Raw genomic sequence first — 17,535 nt, 5'->3', positions numbered from 1 at the left:
ATTATTATTTTCTGCATCGTGTTATTTATTTAAATTGAAATATCACTAACGAAGTGATTTTTGTGACAAATTAAAGAAGAATCTTAAAGATGTATTTTAAATATATCTTAAGGGTGTATAATAAAGGTGTATTAAATAATAAACCGGAGTGATGATCATGATTACAGCAAATATGAAAGTATCAGATATCGTTAAACAATTACCTAAAGCTGCGGACATATTCAGAAAAAATCGAATTGACTTTTGTTGCGGAGGTGATATTTCGCTGAGTGAAGCAATACATGAAAAGAGCGCGCCGATTGAAACATTACTTGAAGAAATTAACCAATTAGACAACGAATCAAGTGACGGATTAGGATTAGATGTACAATATTTAGATAACAGAAGTTTGATTAACTATATCCAGAATAAATATCATAAACCGCTCGAAGAAGAGTTCAGAAACTTAATGCCGTACATTACGAAAGTGGCGAAAGTACATGGGGAGCGTCATCCACATTTAATTGAAATGAAGACTTTAGTGATGAAGTTAAGAGATGAACTCATTGAACATACGAAAGACGAAGATGATACTGTATTCCCATTAATTATCGAATACAGTGACAATCCCACAGAAGAGTTGCGCGCTCAGCTAAAACCACATATTGATGAGCTTGAAAGTGAACATGACGGTGCAGGGGATATGCTTAAACGACTACGTGAAATTACGAATGACTTTACACCGCCATTGGATGCATGTGGTACGTACAGAGTTGTTTATCAACGATTAGCCATGCTTGAACGAGAGACATTCCAAAGATGTACACCTTGAGAATAATGTATTATTTGAAAGACTTTAGATTTGGTGCGTGTGCGAGTATGCGTGAGTGTCCGAAAAAGTGACACCCGCACATAAAAATAATGTTGAGTGTCCCAAAGAGTGACACCCGCACATAAAAATAATGTTGAGTGTCCCAAAGAGTGACACCCGCACATAAAAATAATGCCGAGTGTCCGAAAAAGTGACACCCGCACATAAAAATAATGCCGAGTGTCCCAAAGAGTGACACCCGCACATAAAAATAATGCCGAGTGTCCCAAAGAGTGACACCCACATATAAAAGTATCCGTGAGTGGCCAATCCTCGGCCATTCATATAATATTCTCCCAATAAAAATACGGAACGTCTACAACGAGACGTGAAGTGCACCCCTAAAGTTGAACCTTAAAATTCAACTTTAGGGGTGTTTATTTTGAATAAAAAGCATGATCTTGATTTTAAATTAAAACTAATCAAAGAATATAAAGAAGGAAATATTGGTTATGATTCATTAAGTAACAAATATGATATCGATCCTTCACAACTAAAAACATGGACTTACCAATTTGATACCTTCGGTATTGACGGTCTTATATCCAGTATGACCAGAAAGAAATATTCAACAGATGAAAAATTAAGAATCATTCAGTATAGAATTACTAATCAACTTTCATATAAAGAAACTGCTAGAATCTTTGATATTACTAATCCTACTTTAATAGCTCAGTGGCAGATGAAATACAATCAATATGGTATCCTAGGTTTAGAATCAAAACCGAAGGGTCGTGCGTCTAAAACTATGAAAAATAAAAAGGTTGATAACACTAGTTTAAACGAAAGTGAACGACAAGAATTAATACGCTTACGTGAGGAAAACAGGAGATTAGAAATCGCAATTGCTCTCGAAAAAAGTTACAATCCTTAGCTCGAAAAAATCAAACAAAGAAATAGTAGCTGCTATTATTGAGTTAAGGAATGAATCTAACTATAAGTTAAAAGAAATATTATCAGTAGCTATGATAGCGAAAAGTGTATACCATTATTGGAAATTACGACTTAGTGTCACTAAACATAAAGACAATTATTTAATTACTTTGATTAAAGAAATCATTAACAAACATAAAAATAGGATAGGTTATCGTACAGTAACCGACGAACTAAGAGAGTTAGGTTTTGTAGTTAACCATAAAAAAGTTCTTAGAATAATGAGAGAAAATAATTTACTTTGTACAAAGTTTAAGCATAGAAATAGAACATATAAGTCGTACAAAGGGAAAGTTGGCAAAACAGCTAAGAATAAATTGAATCGCAGATTCGTAACTAATCGCCCATATCAAAAATTACTTACTGATGTAACACAATTCAACATTAAAAATGGAACTAAGCTATATCTGTCAACAATTTTTGATGTATGTTCGAAAGAGATTATTTCTTATTCAATTAGTAAGCGTCCAACATTGGAATTCGTTATGGAATCATTGTTAAAAGCAATTAATGTAATTCCAGACCTTCCCTATAGAACTACAATCCATTCCGATCAAGGGTGGCAATATCAGCATAAATCTTGGGTACAATCTTTGAAAAAGAATAGAATTATTCAAAGCATGTCTAGAAAAGGTAATTGTCTTGATAATTCTCCGATGGAGAATTTCTTTGGTATTTTAAAACAAGAAATGTTTTATGGAGAAACATTTGATTCTTATGATGAACTAGAAGAGGAGATTATTGACTATATGGAGTATTATAATTTAGTCAGAAAGAAGAGAAAATTAAAAAGCAAGACTCCTGTAGAATACAGAAATCTTGCTTTAATGAAAGTAGCTTAATAAAAAGTTCAACTTTTTGGGTTCACTACACGTTCCGTGTTTTTATTTCACTCTATTCGGGTGATTCATCAGTAATCTGTTAATCATCAATATTTCATAGATGTAATGGCTGCGCATTTGATTATCATCAAATTCTGTCAAATGCTTCACGCTCATCTTAAGCAGACTGAGTGCTTTTCTGTCTGGTGTGTATGTACGATTCTCTCCAAACTGTTTGAACGCATTAACTAAATGATTCAGCGCTTCTTTTTCCTGAACAGTTAACGTAAAATATGTCCCATCCGGTAATAAAATCATTTGATTCACATGAAGCTGAATGAGTCTATTAACATCAAGACGATGTTTCAACTGTGTAATTTCATATTTAATCGCTTTATCTTCATGAAATTGAAGTTCTTCTTTTTGATATTGCAGCAACGTATCGATTTTATTAATCAGTTTATTTGATTCTTCTACAAGTGGGGTAGCACTACTTAGATCAGACAATCCAGAATTAATTTCAGTTGCACGTAAAGATAGCATCTTCATTAGCTTGGACTCCAATGCATCGAGGAGTTGAGCGATTTGTATATGATATTTCGGTGGCATCACAAAGAAGTTAACGATACCCGCTGTCGTTAGACCGATTGTCGTTGTAGCAAGCCTGGAGAAGAAATTAAACGCAAAGTCCTGATGAATGTTTGGTACCATCGCTACAGCCGTAAGACTTGCTACAAGGAGACCGTCATAGAGTTTCAGTTTATAGCATACGAATATGGTTGCGGTTGCAGCGATACTATAGCTTAAAGGTGAATCGCCTAAGAAATATGTACTTGTAACTGCGATGAATGCTCCGAGTATTGATGCAGGAAATCTGACGAATGCCTTTTTCAATGAAGCGCGGGCAGTCGGTTCAATGGAAACGATAGATGTAATAACTGCAAAGATCGCAGGTAAATTTAATAATTGACATATTAATGCAGTCAAAAATGTCGCAAGTCCTGTCTTGATTGTTCTTGCGCCGATTAATTTCTTGAACCAGTTAATTTTCATTGTAATCATTCCAATTGTGTAATAGTTTGAGTCTGTTATAATAAACAGTGATGAATATATGATATTGAATTTATACATTATAATCAATACATATCCTTAAATTAAACTGAAAGAAGAGATTATTATGATCGTAAAATCAAAGCAAGACTTAGAAGGCTTACAAGCAATAGGTAAGATCTGTGCGGAAATCCGTGAAACATTGAAAGCGGCCGCAAAGCCTGGTATGACAACGAAAGAACTTGATAATATCGCAAAGGAATTATTTGAAAAGCATGATGCGAAGAGTGCTCCGATTACTGAATATGACTTCCCGGGATATACTTGTATCAGTGTGAATGAAGAAGTAGCACACGGCATACCAGGGACACGTATTATTAACGAAGGAGATCTTGTGAACGTCGATGTTTCAGGATGTAAAGATGGTTATTATGCGGACACAGGTATTTCATTCGTAGTTGGTGAATCTTCAGAGCCAATGAAACAAAAGGTGATTGATGTTGCAGAGATGGCATTTAATGAGGCGATGAAGAAGATTAAACCAGGAGCGAAGTTAAGTAATATAGGTCGTGCGGTGAATGCCACTGCACGTAAGAATGGTGTAACAGTGATTAAAAACTTAACAGGTCATGGCATTGGTAAGAGCTTGCACGAAGAACCACAGCACATTATGAATTACTATGATCCAATGGATAAAGTACTACTTAAAGAAGGAATGGTACTAGCGGTTGAGCCGTTCATTTCTTCTAAAGCGACAATCGTGACAGACGGTAAGGATGAATGGGCGTTTGAGACGAAAGATAAAAGTTTTGTCGCACAAATCGAACATACAATTGTCGTTACAGCTGAAGGCCCATTGTTTTTAACTAAATTAGAAGACTAGTCCTAAAGTCTGAGAAAAGAATCGTTCCAGAGCCGCTTTTTATGGCTTTGGAACTTTTTTATAATTAGAGTACTAACCGTAGGAGGAAGTACTATGCGAAAGATTAAAATGCATCTCAATAGAACTGTCAAACGATGTATAGAAAATACCTTTTACATACAAATTGCCGCGAGCTATAAGAAGATTTCAGATATTAACTTACTTAAAAGTATGAAGCTGAGTGAAGTTGTTAAGTTATCGTGTGAGAAAATACATGTACAAGAGGAACTTGACGCGCTTGAGTCCGCTGTTTCTAATAAGCTATTACACAATCGCACGCCACTAGTTCAGAGAATTAACGACCTTGATCATGATATTGATGAAATTGAACAATTGCTTGCAAATTTAGAGATTGAAAAGCAAAATATACAGTATGAAATATTATTGTTATCGAACGTAAAACCATAAGGATGTGACGCTTTGAAGCAAATTGTAAATTCTGAAATGTTAATCGCATTCTTCACATTAATACTGCTTTCAAATATTTATTATATCTTCTTCGTAAAAATCGGGATGCTGCTTGTTATCGTAGCAGGTTTGCTCATGATATACTTTAGCACGATGATGAAAGAGAATCTAAGGGGGCTCATCATACTTTGGATTGGCGTTATTATGCTGTTATTCGGCATGTTATCCAATCCATATACTTTAATTGTAATCTTTCTGTTTATCGTTATTGTAGCAATCCGTTATATCATCTATAAGAAACAACCGATGGAAGTTATCCAGACGAAGGATGACAGTATGTCGATTCATAAGCAGTCACTACTAAGCTTTCAATCGACACCTGATAAAGTATACAAGTTTGAAGATATGAACTTACAGCATTTTGTCGGAGATATGGACATCGATCTTACACAAGCTGCTAACTTAAAACAGTCGAATATCATTGTGATTCGCAACGCAATCGGAAAGACGACAATAACAGTACCACATCACTATCAAGTGAAGGTGGATTACACAACGCTATACGGACAGCTCAACTTTAAAGAGCATTATGTGAAAAAAGCGCGTAACGAACGTGTAGTATACGAAACTGAGAAGTACCCAAATGGCATTGAAATTAAACTATTCGTATCGTCAATTGTAGGAGATCTCGAGGTGCAGTACCGATGAATAATTATACGAAGATGATCGGAACGATGCTCATACTTGTCTATAGTTTAGCGGTTGTGTTCTTTATTCTAGACCGAATATTCGTCAACATCATATACTTTCAAGGAATGCTATATACACAAATTGTCGGTGTACCCGCCTTTTTATTTTTAAATGTAACGGTTATAATTGCATGTGTTATTATGGGCTCCATCGTTGCATATCGCCAGAACGAACAACTTATGCGTATTAAAAATGAAATTGAACAAATTGAAGACGGGATTCAAATTAATACCGCAATTAATCAGAATGTGGAAGTCATTGACGTACTGCATGCAATTAATGAAGTAAGCCTATCGATGGCTAATATTAAACGACAGAATCAGCTTGTTACTAACGATGTACATAAGATAAACGAAGAGACAGTGAAACAAATCGTTGAAGAAGAACGGCAGAGGCTCGCACGAGAGTTACACGATTCTGTGAGTCAGCAACTGTTCGCCGCATCTATGATGTTATCTGCCCTAAAAGCAGGCACGCATGAAGAGAAAGTGAAATCGCAGCTCGAATTACTAGATAAAATGTTACGAGAAACACAGCTTGAAATGCGTGCGTTGTTGCTACACTTACGACCAATCGGACTGAGGAACAGAACGCTCGAAGAAGGCATTCAGCAACTACTAAAAGAATTAAAACAGAAGATACCACTACATATCACATCAGATATCGAAGACATACAGCTCGAAAAAGGTGTGGAAGATCACCTGTTTAGAATTGCTCAGGAATCCATTTCTAATACATTAAGGCACGCTGAGGCGACACAGATTGTTATCGAACTATTCAAAACGGGGAATAAAGTAATACTCAGGTTAAGCGACGATGGCAAAGGGTTCGATATTGAGCGTGTTGACGATTCAAGATACGGACTTAATACGATGAAAGAACGAGCACTCGAAATTGGCGGGACATTTCAAATTATATCTGCACCACAGTCAGGCACTCGTATTGAAGTGAAAGTGCCATTAGAGGAGGCATAACATGCGCGTAATATTTGTAGATGATCATGAGATGGTCAGAATCGGAATATCAAGTTATTTATCGATGCAAGAAGGCATTGAAATTGTTGGAGAAGCATCAAACGGTAAAGAAGGGATAGAGAAGACGTTAAATCTTGAACCGGACGTTGTACTTATGGATATGGTAATGAATGAGATGGACGGGATTGAGGCGACAGCACAAATTAAATGTCAAATGCCAAAGGTGAAGGTTGTAATGCTTACGAGCTTTATAGAAGATAAAGAAGTGTATCGAGCGCTAGATGCGGGTGTGGACAGTTACATATTAAAGACGAGCAGCGCTGAAGAAATAAGAGATGCGATTATTAAAACATATCAAGGTGAGTCTGTATTTGAAAAAGAAGTAATGATGAAAATGCGCGCGCGTATGAACCAGAAGGCAGAACTACATGATATGTTGACAGAACGCGAGAAAGAGATATTATTACTGATTGCAAAAGGATATTCTAACCAGGAAATTGCAGATGCAAGCCATATTACGATTAAAACGGTGAAGACACATGTGAGCAATATACTGAGTAAACTTGAAGTACAGGATAGAACACAAGCAGTAATCTATGCATTTCAACATGATTTAATAGAATGAAAAAGAGTGAAATGCGGATGCCCACATTTCACTCTTTTCATTGTACATTATCATAACCATTAATCAGTAACTCTACTTCACCTGTAAGCGGTTCGATGACGAGCCCGTGTACCGGTACTGAACGATCGAATAATGGATGATTATAAACCATTTTAACGTTTTCACGTACGTTCTCGTTCACATCGTTAAAGCCGCTTAAGAAATGGTCTACGTCGATACCAGAGTGAATAATCGTATCCATCACTTCTTGTTTGATACCGCGATTAATCATGGTTGATTTAACTTTATCAACATCAAGACCACCCATCCCACAATCTTTATGGCCCATAATAATAATTTCTTCAGCACCTAATGCATAAATACCAACAAGTAAGCTACGCATCGTAGAACCATAAGGGTGTGTAATTGTAGCTCCAGCATTCTTAACGGTTTTTACATCGCCGTTTTTAAGCCCAAGTGCTTTCGTTGATAATTCTTGTAACCTTGTATCCATACATGTTAATAGTACAGCCTTCATGTCTGGCACTTTAGACGTTTCATATTGTGTGTAGTCTTTGTTTTCTACAAACTTTTTATTAAATTCAAGCATGTTTGATAATAAAGTCAACGTTATCCCTCTTTCACTATTATTGATTAGAACTTAGTTTCTTTTCATGAATTATAGCATTAATCTGTGAACCAATAATAATGATAAAACCTGTTAAATATAACCATAACATTAAGACGATGATTCCTCCGATACTACCGTAAGTCTTAGAGTAGTTACCAAAGTTACTTACATAGTATCCAAATAGGAAGCTTGCACCAATCCAGACAATCGTTGCAAACAAAGCACCTGGTATAACAGATTTAAATTGAAGTTTAATATTCGGGGCAATCGCATATAATGTCGTAAATACTATAAACGTAATAATCAGTGGAAGTGCGACTTTAACAAGCGAGAAGATCCATTTAAATTGTGATTCTAGCCCGAACTGACCAAATAAATAATTGCCAATTTGTTCACCGAATACAGGTAATGCTAATGCAACACCAAATACAAGCACCATCACCACTGTAAATAACACACTAAGTAACTTTGATACGATAGGATTACGGGCATCTTCAACTTCATAAGATACATTAAATGCATTCATTAGTGCTGTCATGCCGTTAGATGCTGACCAAAGTGCTGCGATTAAACCGAATGATAGTAATCCACCGTTCGCGTTGTTCATCACATCAGAGATTACATCGGTAATCATATTCGCTGCATCTCCAGGGGCATTCTTTGCAATCATATTCGTGATTGTTTCAGGGGACACTTTAAACAATGGGACTAATGTCAATAGGAAAATCAGCATTGGGAATAAAGACAGTAAGAAGTAATATGCGAGCTGCGCAGATAATCCTGCAGCATCGTCTTTACCGATTCTAAATAGTAACTTGTTAAAAAAATTACCGTTATGTTTATACTTTGCCGGTTTGTTAATCTTAGAAACGTATAATGTTTCGTCATCTTTCTTAGCTTGCTTTGATTTAAACCTTTGATTGCTTACATACTGCTCATTTTTATTAGATAGTTTATCTTTGTTTTCTACCTCTAAATTATGAGACTCAGGACCTTTTGCAGCCTGAGTCAGAAATTTAGAGGTACTCTTATTGTCCTTTGACATAATTTCACCTCTAAGTATATTAAGTTAACCGTTTGGTCCTGAGATTTTCTTTTGATTTTTCTTTTCGATGAAAGTATCTTTAGCATCTAATATTGCGCGTTCTAGTTCTGGATTGTTACGACGGATTTCATCGATTGTTTCTTTCCAGTATAATAATTCATCTTTTAAATTTGATACTTTGTTTTTTGTAGAACCTTGTGAAGCGATACCGTTTTGTTTCGATTTTGAAACTGAGGTTTTAACAGAGTTACGTGTCTTTCTATCAGCCATTGATACTGCAGCACCGATGACTGCACCGGCGATGACTGCTGGGACTAATTTGTTGTTCATAATATAATCTCCTCTCAAATATAAGAAATGTGCTATTTGCACTTATTAATTATTATATAGCCAAAATGTAGATAGAATAAACAATTAAGAGTAAGTTTTTGAAAATAATTAATTTTAAAGTTAAGAATAGTTTGATAAAATGTTTAGAGAATAAAAAAATTGAAGAGGTGTCCTATGAATAAAGCAGAAATGATCGATGAAATTGTTAAGAAATTAAAGCTCGTAAATATCGGAGTGATCAAGCCAGAATCTATAGATGATAACAAGGTGGATGAGCTGACAGAGATTTATGAGATGGTAAAGAAACGTGATACATTTTCACCGAGCGAAATGTCTGCGCTCACAGATGCACTAGGAAGTTTACGTAAATAAGGGGGATTACAATGTATAAAGAAGAACAATTAAAGCAGTATGCAGCATTACTCGTCAAGGTAGGTATGAACGTTCAACCTGAGCAACGCGTTTATATTCGCGCGACGGTGGACGCGCAAGATTTCGTTCATCTTGTTGTTGAAGCGGCTTATGAAGCGGGTGCTAGCGATGTTAAAGTGAATTATAGTGACGATAAGCTGGCGCAGTTAAACTTCAAGTATCGTAAACAGGAAAGTTTCGAAAGCGTACCACAATATTTAGTGGATGAGCGTATGGATTATGCGAATGACTATGCAGCTCAGCTTGCACTTATTTCATCAAGTCCAGAAAACTTAAAGGATGCCGATCCTAAGAAAGTCTCAGCGAATATGAAAGCATACGGTACTGCTTTTAAAGATTATATGAAGATGATGCAATCAGATCAGTTCAGCTGGACTGTTGCGGCCTATCCATCAATTGCATGGGCGAAGCTTGTATTCCCAGAACTTGATGAAACAGCAGCATTTGAAAAGTTATTAGATGCAATTTTAGATAGCGTACGTATGAATAGCGAGGATCCAGAAGCTGCATGGGCTACGCATAATCATAATCTTCATAGCAAAGCTGATTATTTAAACAATAAGAAGTATGTAGCACTGCGCTATAAAGCACCAGGGACAGACCTTGAAATTGGATTGCCAGAAGGTCATATTTGGTGTGGTGCATCAAGTATTAATAAAGACGGTATAGAGTTCATGGCGAATATGCCAACAGAAGAAGTATTTACTGTACCGCATAAAGATAGAGTAAATGGCTATGTTTCTAGCACTTTGCCACTGAGTTACGGCGGAAATATTATCGATAACTTTAAATTAACGTTTAAGGATGGGCAAGTAGTCGACTTTGAAGCGCAAACGGGTCAAGATATACTAGAAGGACTGCTAAATACAGATGACGCCGCGAAGTATTTAGGAGAAGTCGCGCTGGTACCACATGATTCACCAATCTCTAATTCTAAGATCTTATACTATAACACATTGTTTGATGAGAACGCATCATGTCATTTAGCATTAGGTTCAGCATACCCATTCTGTCTTGAAGGTGGTAAGGAGCTGGATGATGAAGGACTTGAAGCTGCAGGACTGAACAACTCGATTACACACGAAGACTTTATGATTGGCTCAGCACAAATGAACATTTATGGTGTAACATCTGAAGGAAACGAAGAAGAGATTTTCTTAAATGGAAATTGGGCATTTTAATTTAGAGAATTAAATGATAGAATAGGATTACTAATGGGTTAAGAGGAGGATGGACATGTCAGTAGCTATGATGTGGTTTGTACTTATTGCGTTTATCTTCGCAATCTTTGTATTTGGTGGCGTACTAATGATGTTTTTAATTAAAGCTTTTGATTCTAAAGAAGCAGATATCATCGACACACCAGAAGAAGCGTTAGAAAAGAAAGTCTTTGCTGATAACGTTCACTAATAATAATTGAGAGGATACGGATTAAGAATCCGCATCCTCTTTCTTTTTTTTGATATAATATTGTCAACTATATATGATTGGGGAATAAATATGAGCGAACGATCAAAAAAATCAATGAGTGCATCAAGAACTGTGAAAACACAGCAGATCTTCCCATCGGATACGAATCATCATAATACATTGTTTGGTGGAAAGCTGATGGCGATGATTGATGACGTGGCGAGCATTGCAGCAACGAGACATTGTGGAAGATCCGTCGTCACTGCAAGTACAGATTCTGTAGATTTTCTGCAGCCGATAAGACCTGGAGAAATTGTGTCAATGGTTGCACTTGTGACCTATACCGGGACATCTTCATTAGAAGTTTGTGTGAAAATAGTTGCTGAAAATATATTGGAACAAAGAAAGCATCTGGCGGCGATCAGTTTCTTAACGTTTGTTGCATTGGATGAGCATAATCAGCCGGTTATGGTGCCAGAAGTTATAGCTGAGACTGAAGACCAGGTATGGCTGAATGAAACCGGGAAAGAACGTGCAAAAGTACGTAAAGAACGTCGAAGTAAGAGTAAGGATCTGCATCAGTTTTTCTCGAATAATTTGACGATATAGTATGGAGTGAGTGTCCAAAAAAGTGACACTCGCGCATAAATAACATCACGAGTGTCCGCGAAATGGACACTCATCAAAACAAGCTCAACAAAAAATCACGTAAAGCATACGGCACTGCACCCTTACTAAGGGAGCTCAATAAAAACACTATTTTCTAGGCTGCTAATTTCCTATATTCTATAGGGGATAAGTAGCCTAGTTTTTGTTGAATTCTAACTTTATTATAGTTTTCAATGTAATTTTCGACAATATCTATTACAATGGTATTAGAGCTTCTAAGCTCACTGTTTAAGTAGAATGTTTCACACTTTAGAGAGGCATGAAAACATTCTATTGGGGCATTATCAGCTGGCGTTCCCTTACGGGACATGCTTCTGGTAATGCCTTTTTCTGTACATAGGGCATAGTATTCATAAGAAGTATAAACACTTCCTTGATCACTATGTAATATAGTACCTGGTTCCAATTGAAGTTGTTTTAATGTCTCATTTACTAATTCTTGATTTTGTTTATTACCGATTTTATATGCCACAATTTCACCATTGTAAGCATCCATGATAGATGAAAGATACAACATTGTATTCCCGAAGGGTAAATAAGTGATATCTGTTAAAAGTACTTCTAAAGGTTTCTCTGCTTTGAAGTTTCTATTTAATAGATTATGTGTTTTATAATATGCATTCCCTGGTCTTTTCGATTTTTTCATTCGTACTTTACAATTTAAATTATGTTTTTGCATAATCCTTTGTACTTTTTTGTGATTAATTGGTTTATTATTTTTTCTATTTAACAAGGCAGTTATTTTTCTATAACCATATGTAAAACGATGTTTCTTACATAGTTCTATAATTTCTCGTTCATCCTCAGATATACTGAAATCTTTGTTTTTCCATCTGTAATAATTTGATTTTGGAATATCTAAAGTTTCTAAAATGACTTTCACTGTATATTTAGATTTCAATTCATTTACTAATTCAACAACTACCTCTGGACCACTTCCTTTCCAATTCCTTGTACTTTTTTAAAATTTCATTTTCTACTTCTTTGCGCTTTAATTCAATTTTTAGCGTCTCAACAGTACTCAATTCTTCATTTCCTTTTCCGTAGGAATATTGTTTACCTACTTGTTGATTGAATCTATGTGTTTCCCCATTTCTATACCATTTCCACCACACTTTAACTTGAGATTCATTTTTAATATTTAAAGCATCCATTATTTCTCTTGTACTATATCCTTTAAGTTTCATTTCTACTACTTTATATTTTATTTCAACTGAATATGCCACTCTTTTCATAGAAAAAACACCTCCGTATAAATTCATTTTAATATGAATTCAACGAAAGTGTTTTTATTTTACTCCCATATCATGGGGTTAGCGCAATACTGCTTCACGTGATTTTTTAATTTCTATTGTTCGTGCATGCGTTTTTCGTTAGCTTTAAAGTCGACATCTGGATAATACATGTTCTTCACGAGTAGATTCGGACCGAGACATTTCACTTTCGGGCAGTGACAGTTAATCGTCTGATTGAGAGCACTCTGCTTCCACTTATCGTATACATCCTGGAGTGGTGTATCAATAATATTCTCGATTGTGCCTGTTTCATCTCCAAAGTCTGTAACGATCACATCTCCAGTAAATACATTGACATTCAGTCGTGAACGTCCATCTGGATCATTACGAACTGTAACGTTCTTTGCACTATGGACCTCATCTAAAAATGATAAGTCATCTGCATTCATAGAACATGGTAATATCGGTAACGTACCAAATAACATCCATGTATCCTCATCTCTGAATGATAGTAATTGTCTGATTGCAGTTTTCGTTTCTTCTATTGTTAGCACATTCAAATCACTTGCAAAGTCTGATGGATACATCGGATGTACTTCGTGACGCGCACATTTCATATCGTTGACGATTTCCTTATGAATCTTCTCTAGGTGAGGTAACGTGCTTTTATTGAGCATTGTTTCTGCTGAGACAAACATTCCTGCCTCAGATAAGCGTCGTGCGTTCTCTACAATTTGTTCATATAATTTATAGCGTGCTTTAAGTGGTGGTTTCTTATCCATCACGTGAAAACCGACTTCCGCAAATTCATCGATCGTTCCCCAGTTATGAGAAATATGCATCACATCTATTAAATCTATTAGTGGTTCATAACGGTCGTAGTTTATCGTTAAGTTTGAGTTCATCTGTGTATAGATACCACGTGACTTAGCATATTCAAGTATAGGCGTTACCGTTTCTTTAATCGATTTTTTAGAGAACATCGGTTCTCCGCCTGTGATGCTTAATGTTGATAAGTGTTCTACTTCATCTAAACGTTTAAGTATCGTCGTCATATCAATTGTATCTGGATCCTTGAGTTGCAATGTATAACCGACAGCACAATGTGCACAACGCATATTACATAGTGTTGTCGTCGTAAATTCTATATTAGATAACTTCGTCTCACCAAATTTCTCCACTTCCTTGTATGCTTCCCATGGATCGTTGTGAATTGAAATTTTATCTTTTAAAGCGATCATAATTTGCCTTCTTTCCATTTATTGTCCGTTTACTATTATGAACGTGTAAGGAGTGTTGTCAATAAATACATTGAAAGTTTAAGAAATCTGTTACATAATGAATACATTCATAGAATAAAAAGGAGCACATTATGACTAAAGATTCTTTAGAAGAAATTAAAGTAAAATTAAATGATTTTATGGAGACGATTGATTCGGTAAATCCTGAAACAACAGACATCCATGATATTGATGAATGGTTAGCGTTGCTTGATCAGTTAGAACAGAAAGTAAAATCAATTAAACATTAAGGAGATTATATATGACAGATATACAAGTAAAAGTCGGTCAGCAGTTTCCTTTAACAATTAAGAGACTCGGTATCAACGGAGAAGGTATTGGTTATTTTAAACGCAAGATTACTTTTGTAAAAGGGGCATTGCCTGGAGAAGTCATCGTCGCACAAGTAACAGATATTAACCCGAAATACTTGCAGGCAAAGATGGTTAAGATTCGTGAAAAATCAAATGAACGTGTAAAACCGAAATGTAATGTATTCGATTTATGTGGAGGGTGTCAACTACAGCATCTTTCTTATCGTGGACAGTTAAAGTATAAGAAACAAATTGTTGAAGATGCGCTGACAAAATATGCACCGCACGTGAAGCTCGACAAAATTAAAGATGTTAAAGGTATGCATAATCCTTATACGTATAGAAACAAAAATCAATTCCCTGTAGAAAAGACCGGACGTAAAGTGCGTGCGGGGTTATATAAAGAGCATTCTAATACGTTAATTGATCTGCATGAATGTATCGTGCAGGATAACCGTACAATGCATACGACGAATGAAGTGAAGAAGATTATGAGCGAGCTTAATATCGATGCTTGTAAGAATCCGATGCGCGAAAAAGGTGTGCGCCATATCGTTACCCGTGTGGCACTTGCAACAGGTGAAATTCAAGTTGTGTTCGTCACAAATACAAGACACCTAAAAAAACAAGATCTATTAGCAGAACGTGTGATGCGTCTAGCTGGCGTGAAAAGTGTTGCATTAAACATTAACACGGAGAAAACATCTATTGTTATGGGTGATGAAACAATCGTTATCGCGGGTGAGGAAACAATTCGTGAACAACTACAAGATCATATTTATGACTTATCAGCGGAAAGCTTCTTCCAGCTTAATCCGAGACAGACTGTTGTACTTTATAATGAAGTACGCGATGCAGCAGCACTTACAGGTAAGGAGCATGTAGTAGACGCATTCTGTGGAACAGGTACGATTGGTATATGGCTAGCGGATAATGCAGGTGAAGTACGCGGTATAGATACGAATGAAGATGGTATCGTGAATGCAATATATAATGCTACATTAAATGGTGCAGATAACTGTAAGTTTGAAGTTGGCGATGCATCAGAGAAATTAAATGAATGGATTGAAGAAGGCTTCTATCCAGATGTAATAACAGTGGATCCACCAAGAACAGGATTATCTGAAGAAACGATTAAATTAATCAATGAAATCAAACCGAAGACATTCGTCTATACGAGCTGTAATCCTTCGACATTGGCGAAAGACTTAGCGCATTTAACGAAAGCATTTCAGGTGGAGTATATTCAGCCAGTAGATATGTTCCCCCAAACAGCGCAAGTGGAAGCGGTAGTGAAGCTTACACGTAAAAGAAAACTAGGGAAATAATAAATACATTCGTAATAATTCAATGTGGATGTTTTATCATTTCAAAGTGGGGTAAACAATACTATAACGATTTTAGGAGGAGTTTATCTTATGAGTAAGAAAATCGCAGTAGTACTAGATAATTTATTTGAAGACGTAGAATATACGAGCCCGGTTGAGGCCCTTAAGAACGAAGGACATGAAATTACTGTAATCGGTAAGGAAACAGGTATTGTAAAAGGTAAATCTGAAGATACAGAAGTTCAAGTCGACAAAGCAATCAGCGATGTAAAACCTGAAGACTTCGATGCGTTACTTATCCCTGGTGGCTTCTCACCTGATATGTTACGTGGAGATGAGCAAGGTCGTTTCGGTGAATTTACGAAACATTTCGTTCAAGCTGAAAAACCTGTATTTGCTATCTGTCATGGACCGCAATTATTAATCGATACAGATTTATTAAAAGGTAAGAAATTAACAAGTTTCTTATCAGTGCGTAAAGACCTCGAAAATGCAGGGGCTACAGTTGTAGATGAATCAGTAGTTGTGGATTCTAATATCGTAACATCTCGTACACCTGATGATTTAGAGGACTTCAATAGAGAATCATTAAATTTACTTAAATAATGGCATTATTAAAAGGTATCTCGTTAGAGATGCCTTTTTTGTTACGATTATCAGACCTATTTTACAGTTTTTAATCGAAGATTAACACTCAGGAGATATCCTTTCTCGGTCTTAAGATTGATTTTAACCTCTATTTATCAATAATAATTCCTATTCAATATGCGTGATGATATGATATTGACTAAGAGGTGACTGCATGAAAAGAAAAGGTTGTGGATGTTTATCCATTTTATTTATTCCGTTTTTATTATTAACATTTTATATTGGCTTTAATATATTTCAGGGCTATCGTGTTAATATTGATGATCTGCAATCAATTGAACAAAAACAGACGTTCGTTGCGGTAAATAATATGCCAAAACATTTAACGGGTGCATTTGTCGCATTAGAAGACAAAAGATTTTACAAACATACTGGCGTAGACTGGTTAGGTACGACGCGTGCAATAGTTGTCTCATTGAAAAATGGTGAAGCATCTCAAGGTGGCAGTACGATTACACAGCAGTTGGCGAAGACCTATTTCTTTAACAATGAGAAATCGATTTCCAGAAAGATTAAAGAAGTGGTAGTAGCTAAACGCATTGAGAACAATTATTCAAAGGATCAGATATTAAGTTATTATTTAAATACGATTTACTTTGGTGATAATCTGTACTCAGCTGAAGATGCTGCAAATTATTATTTTAATAGGAGTACACATGTGAGTAATGCGTACTATCCACCAGTAACCGTTCTGCAAAGTGCGCTGCTTGCAAGTGCAATTAATGCACCGTCTATTTATCAGATCGATGATTACCACAATGATGCAGCGCTCAAATCCAGAACAGAGTTCACGTTAAATAAAATGTTAGAGCAGAATGTAATAACTGAAATGCAATATAATGAAGCATTAACGGGTTTATAATATAATGAAATACGAGATACTGTCTCGTATTTTTTATTT

Annotated in this window: 21 protein-coding genes and 1 pseudogene; 16 read left to right on the top strand and 6 right to left on the bottom strand. The window is 35.9% G+C overall.

The features are described 5' to 3' along the window. Positions 1-157 precede the first annotated feature (157 nt). The 3 genes from ric to QA539_RS08625 all read left to right on the top strand — a co-directional run bounded on the left by ric (position 158) and on the right by QA539_RS08625 (position 2,625). Entirely contained in the window at positions 158-811 is a 654-nt protein-coding gene (gene ric / locus QA539_RS08635; RefSeq protein ID WP_419895074.1) for an iron-sulfur cluster repair di-iron protein, read from the top strand. 421 nt (positions 812-1,232) lie between these two features. Further along, positions 1,233-1,724 (top strand): helix-turn-helix domain containing protein, encoded by a 492-nt coding sequence (locus tag QA539_RS08630; RefSeq protein ID WP_419895073.1) that lies wholly within the window; start codon positions 1,233-1,235, stop codon positions 1,722-1,724. Further along, positions 1,696-2,625: an IS3 family transposase gene (locus tag QA539_RS08625; protein ID WP_419895072.1), complete on the top strand. Its 930-nt coding sequence runs from the start codon at positions 1,696-1,698 to the stop codon at positions 2,623-2,625. Before QA539_RS08630 ends, QA539_RS08625 begins: the two co-directional genes overlap by 29 nt. Before the next feature lie 42 nt (positions 2,626-2,667). Here the strand turns inward: QA539_RS08625 and QA539_RS08620 are convergent, their stop codons facing one another. Then, positions 2,668-3,657, bottom strand: a complete 990-nt coding sequence (locus QA539_RS08620; RefSeq protein ID WP_413475227.1) for an FUSC family protein — start codon at positions 3,655-3,657, stop codon at positions 2,668-2,670. Positions 3,658-3,781: 124 nt separating this feature from the next. On the opposite strand from QA539_RS08620, the gene map reads away from it, so the two are divergent. From map to QA539_RS08595, 5 genes are all read left to right on the top strand, one after another. Continuing rightward, positions 3,782-4,537 (top strand): type I methionyl aminopeptidase, encoded by a 756-nt coding sequence (map, locus tag QA539_RS08615; protein WP_219492990.1) that lies wholly within the window; start codon positions 3,782-3,784, stop codon positions 4,535-4,537. A 93-nt stretch (positions 4,538-4,630) separates the two neighbouring features. Further along, positions 4,631-4,984: a hypothetical protein gene (locus QA539_RS08610; RefSeq protein WP_219492989.1), complete on the top strand. Its 354-nt coding sequence runs from the start codon at positions 4,631-4,633 to the stop codon at positions 4,982-4,984. A gap of 12 nt (positions 4,985-4,996) precedes the next feature. Further along, positions 4,997-5,692, top strand: a complete 696-nt coding sequence (gene liaF, locus QA539_RS08605; RefSeq protein ID WP_419895071.1) for a cell wall-active antibiotics response protein LiaF — start codon at positions 4,997-4,999, stop codon at positions 5,690-5,692. Next, positions 5,689-6,708: a sensor histidine kinase gene (locus QA539_RS08600; protein WP_419895070.1), complete on the top strand. Its 1,020-nt coding sequence runs from the start codon at positions 5,689-5,691 to the stop codon at positions 6,706-6,708. Before liaF ends, QA539_RS08600 begins: the two co-directional genes overlap by 4 nt. Before the next feature lies 1 nt (position 6,709). Next, positions 6,710-7,333 (top strand): response regulator transcription factor, encoded by a 624-nt coding sequence (locus QA539_RS08595; RefSeq protein ID WP_419895069.1) that lies wholly within the window; start codon positions 6,710-6,712, stop codon positions 7,331-7,333. A 37-nt stretch (positions 7,334-7,370) separates the two neighbouring features. Here QA539_RS08595 and QA539_RS08590 read toward each other — a convergent pair whose 3' ends face one another. Genes QA539_RS08590 through QA539_RS08580 form a run of 3 tightly spaced genes read right to left on the bottom strand, consistent with a single transcriptional unit; the run spans position 7,371 to position 9,318 of the window. Then, positions 7,371-7,940, bottom strand: a complete 570-nt coding sequence (locus QA539_RS08590; RefSeq protein WP_219492985.1) for a beta-class carbonic anhydrase — start codon at positions 7,938-7,940, stop codon at positions 7,371-7,373. 19 nt (positions 7,941-7,959) lie between these two features. Continuing rightward, positions 7,960-8,988, bottom strand: coding sequence for a YihY/virulence factor BrkB family protein (locus tag QA539_RS08585; protein ID WP_219492984.1), 1,029 nt, complete (start codon positions 8,986-8,988; stop codon positions 7,960-7,962). 24 nt (positions 8,989-9,012) lie between these two features. Further along, positions 9,013-9,318 (bottom strand): YtxH domain-containing protein, encoded by a 306-nt coding sequence (locus tag QA539_RS08580; protein WP_419895068.1) that lies wholly within the window; start codon positions 9,316-9,318, stop codon positions 9,013-9,015. A gap of 174 nt (positions 9,319-9,492) precedes the next feature. Between QA539_RS08580 and QA539_RS08575 the strand changes: the two genes are divergently transcribed. The 4 genes from QA539_RS08575 to QA539_RS08560 all read left to right on the top strand — a co-directional run bounded on the left by QA539_RS08575 (position 9,493) and on the right by QA539_RS08560 (position 11,769). Then, entirely contained in the window at positions 9,493-9,690 is a 198-nt protein-coding gene (locus tag QA539_RS08575; protein WP_133445801.1) for a DUF1128 domain-containing protein, read from the top strand. Positions 9,691-9,701: 11 nt separating this feature from the next. Then, complete coding sequence (locus tag QA539_RS08570) at positions 9,702-10,931, top strand: aminopeptidase (RefSeq protein WP_219492981.1); 1,230 nt, start codon at positions 9,702-9,704, stop codon at positions 10,929-10,931. 55 nt (positions 10,932-10,986) lie between these two features. After that, positions 10,987-11,160, top strand: a complete 174-nt coding sequence (locus QA539_RS08565) for a hypothetical protein (RefSeq protein WP_170134823.1) — start codon at positions 10,987-10,989, stop codon at positions 11,158-11,160. Between the two features lie 90 nt (positions 11,161-11,250). Continuing rightward, positions 11,251-11,769: an acyl-CoA thioesterase gene (locus QA539_RS08560; protein ID WP_211321858.1), complete on the top strand. Its 519-nt coding sequence runs from the start codon at positions 11,251-11,253 to the stop codon at positions 11,767-11,769. 154 nt (positions 11,770-11,923) lie between these two features. On the opposite strand, the pseudogene QA539_RS08555 reads toward QA539_RS08560, so the two are convergent. Both QA539_RS08555 and yfkAB read right to left on the bottom strand, forming a co-directional pair. Next, a pseudogene (locus QA539_RS08555) lies at positions 11,924-13,064 on the bottom strand (IS3 family transposase). Positions 13,065-13,177: 113 nt separating this feature from the next. Next, a complete protein-coding gene (yfkAB, locus tag QA539_RS08550) occupies positions 13,178-14,305 on the bottom strand; it encodes a radical SAM/CxCxxxxC motif protein YfkAB (RefSeq protein ID WP_419895067.1) in 1,128 nt (375 codons plus the stop codon). Between the two features lie 131 nt (positions 14,306-14,436). On the opposite strand from yfkAB, the gene QA539_RS08545 reads away from it, so the two are divergent. The 4 genes from QA539_RS08545 (at position 14,437) to QA539_RS08530 (ending at position 17,496) form a co-directional block, all read left to right on the top strand. After that, positions 14,437-14,595, top strand: a complete 159-nt coding sequence (locus QA539_RS08545; protein ID WP_157819712.1) for an SE1561 family protein — start codon at positions 14,437-14,439, stop codon at positions 14,593-14,595. Positions 14,596-14,606: 11 nt separating this feature from the next. Continuing rightward, on the top strand, positions 14,607-15,986 hold the full coding sequence (gene rlmD / locus QA539_RS08540; RefSeq protein WP_419895066.1) for a 23S rRNA (uracil(1939)-C(5))-methyltransferase RlmD: 1,380 nt from the start codon (positions 14,607-14,609) through the stop codon (positions 15,984-15,986). Positions 15,987-16,076: 90 nt separating this feature from the next. Beyond that, positions 16,077-16,592 carry a type 1 glutamine amidotransferase domain-containing protein gene (locus QA539_RS08535; protein WP_219492978.1) on the top strand — a complete coding sequence of 172 codons (516 nt, stop codon included), beginning with the start codon at positions 16,077-16,079 and terminating at the stop codon, positions 16,590-16,592. Between the two features lie 196 nt (positions 16,593-16,788). Further along, positions 16,789-17,496, top strand: coding sequence for a glycosyltransferase (locus tag QA539_RS08530; protein ID WP_419895065.1), 708 nt, complete (start codon positions 16,789-16,791; stop codon positions 17,494-17,496). The last annotated feature ends 39 nt before the right edge of the window (positions 17,497-17,535 follow it).

Origin of the sequence: Macrococcus psychrotolerans (assembly GCF_038095555.1) — a bacterium.
In the GTDB taxonomy this organism is placed as follows: Bacteria; Bacillota; Bacilli; order Staphylococcales; family Staphylococcaceae; genus Macrococcoides; species Macrococcoides psychrotolerans.
Note: the sequence above shows the minus strand (reverse complement) of the source record. Positions and strands in the feature narration are given on the sequence as shown.

Excerpts from the sequence above, each read along its gene's own strand:
- ric (WP_419895074.1), top strand. The coding sequence starts at position 158 with ATGATTACAGCAAATATGAAAGTATCAGATATCGTTAAACAATTACCT.
- QA539_RS08620 (WP_413475227.1), bottom strand. The coding sequence starts at position 3,657 with ATGAAAATTAACTGGTTCAAGAAATTAATCGGCGCAAGAACAATCAAG.
- map (WP_219492990.1), top strand. The coding sequence starts at position 3,782 with ATGATCGTAAAATCAAAGCAAGACTTAGAAGGCTTACAAGCAATAGGT.
- QA539_RS08610 (WP_219492989.1), top strand. The coding sequence starts at position 4,631 with ATGCGAAAGATTAAAATGCATCTCAATAGAACTGTCAAACGATGTATA.
- QA539_RS08600 (WP_419895070.1), top strand. The coding sequence starts at position 5,689 with ATGAATAATTATACGAAGATGATCGGAACGATGCTCATACTTGTCTAT.
- QA539_RS08595 (WP_419895069.1), top strand. The coding sequence starts at position 6,710 with ATGCGCGTAATATTTGTAGATGATCATGAGATGGTCAGAATCGGAATA.
- QA539_RS08585 (WP_219492984.1), bottom strand. The coding sequence starts at position 8,988 with ATGTCAAAGGACAATAAGAGTACCTCTAAATTTCTGACTCAGGCTGCA.
- QA539_RS08580 (WP_419895068.1), bottom strand. The coding sequence starts at position 9,318 with ATGAACAACAAATTAGTCCCAGCAGTCATCGCCGGTGCAGTCATCGGT.
- QA539_RS08575 (WP_133445801.1), top strand. The coding sequence starts at position 9,493 with ATGAATAAAGCAGAAATGATCGATGAAATTGTTAAGAAATTAAAGCTC.
- QA539_RS08570 (WP_219492981.1), top strand. The coding sequence starts at position 9,702 with ATGTATAAAGAAGAACAATTAAAGCAGTATGCAGCATTACTCGTCAAG.
- QA539_RS08565 (WP_170134823.1), top strand. The coding sequence starts at position 10,987 with ATGTCAGTAGCTATGATGTGGTTTGTACTTATTGCGTTTATCTTCGCA.
- QA539_RS08560 (WP_211321858.1), top strand. The coding sequence starts at position 11,251 with ATGAGCGAACGATCAAAAAAATCAATGAGTGCATCAAGAACTGTGAAA.
- yfkAB (WP_419895067.1), bottom strand. The coding sequence starts at position 14,305 with ATGATCGCTTTAAAAGATAAAATTTCAATTCACAACGATCCATGGGAA.
- QA539_RS08545 (WP_157819712.1), top strand. The coding sequence starts at position 14,437 with ATGACTAAAGATTCTTTAGAAGAAATTAAAGTAAAATTAAATGATTTT.
- rlmD (WP_419895066.1), top strand. The coding sequence starts at position 14,607 with ATGACAGATATACAAGTAAAAGTCGGTCAGCAGTTTCCTTTAACAATT.
- QA539_RS08535 (WP_219492978.1), top strand. The coding sequence starts at position 16,077 with ATGAGTAAGAAAATCGCAGTAGTACTAGATAATTTATTTGAAGACGTA.
- QA539_RS08530 (WP_419895065.1), top strand. The coding sequence starts at position 16,789 with ATGAAAAGAAAAGGTTGTGGATGTTTATCCATTTTATTTATTCCGTTT.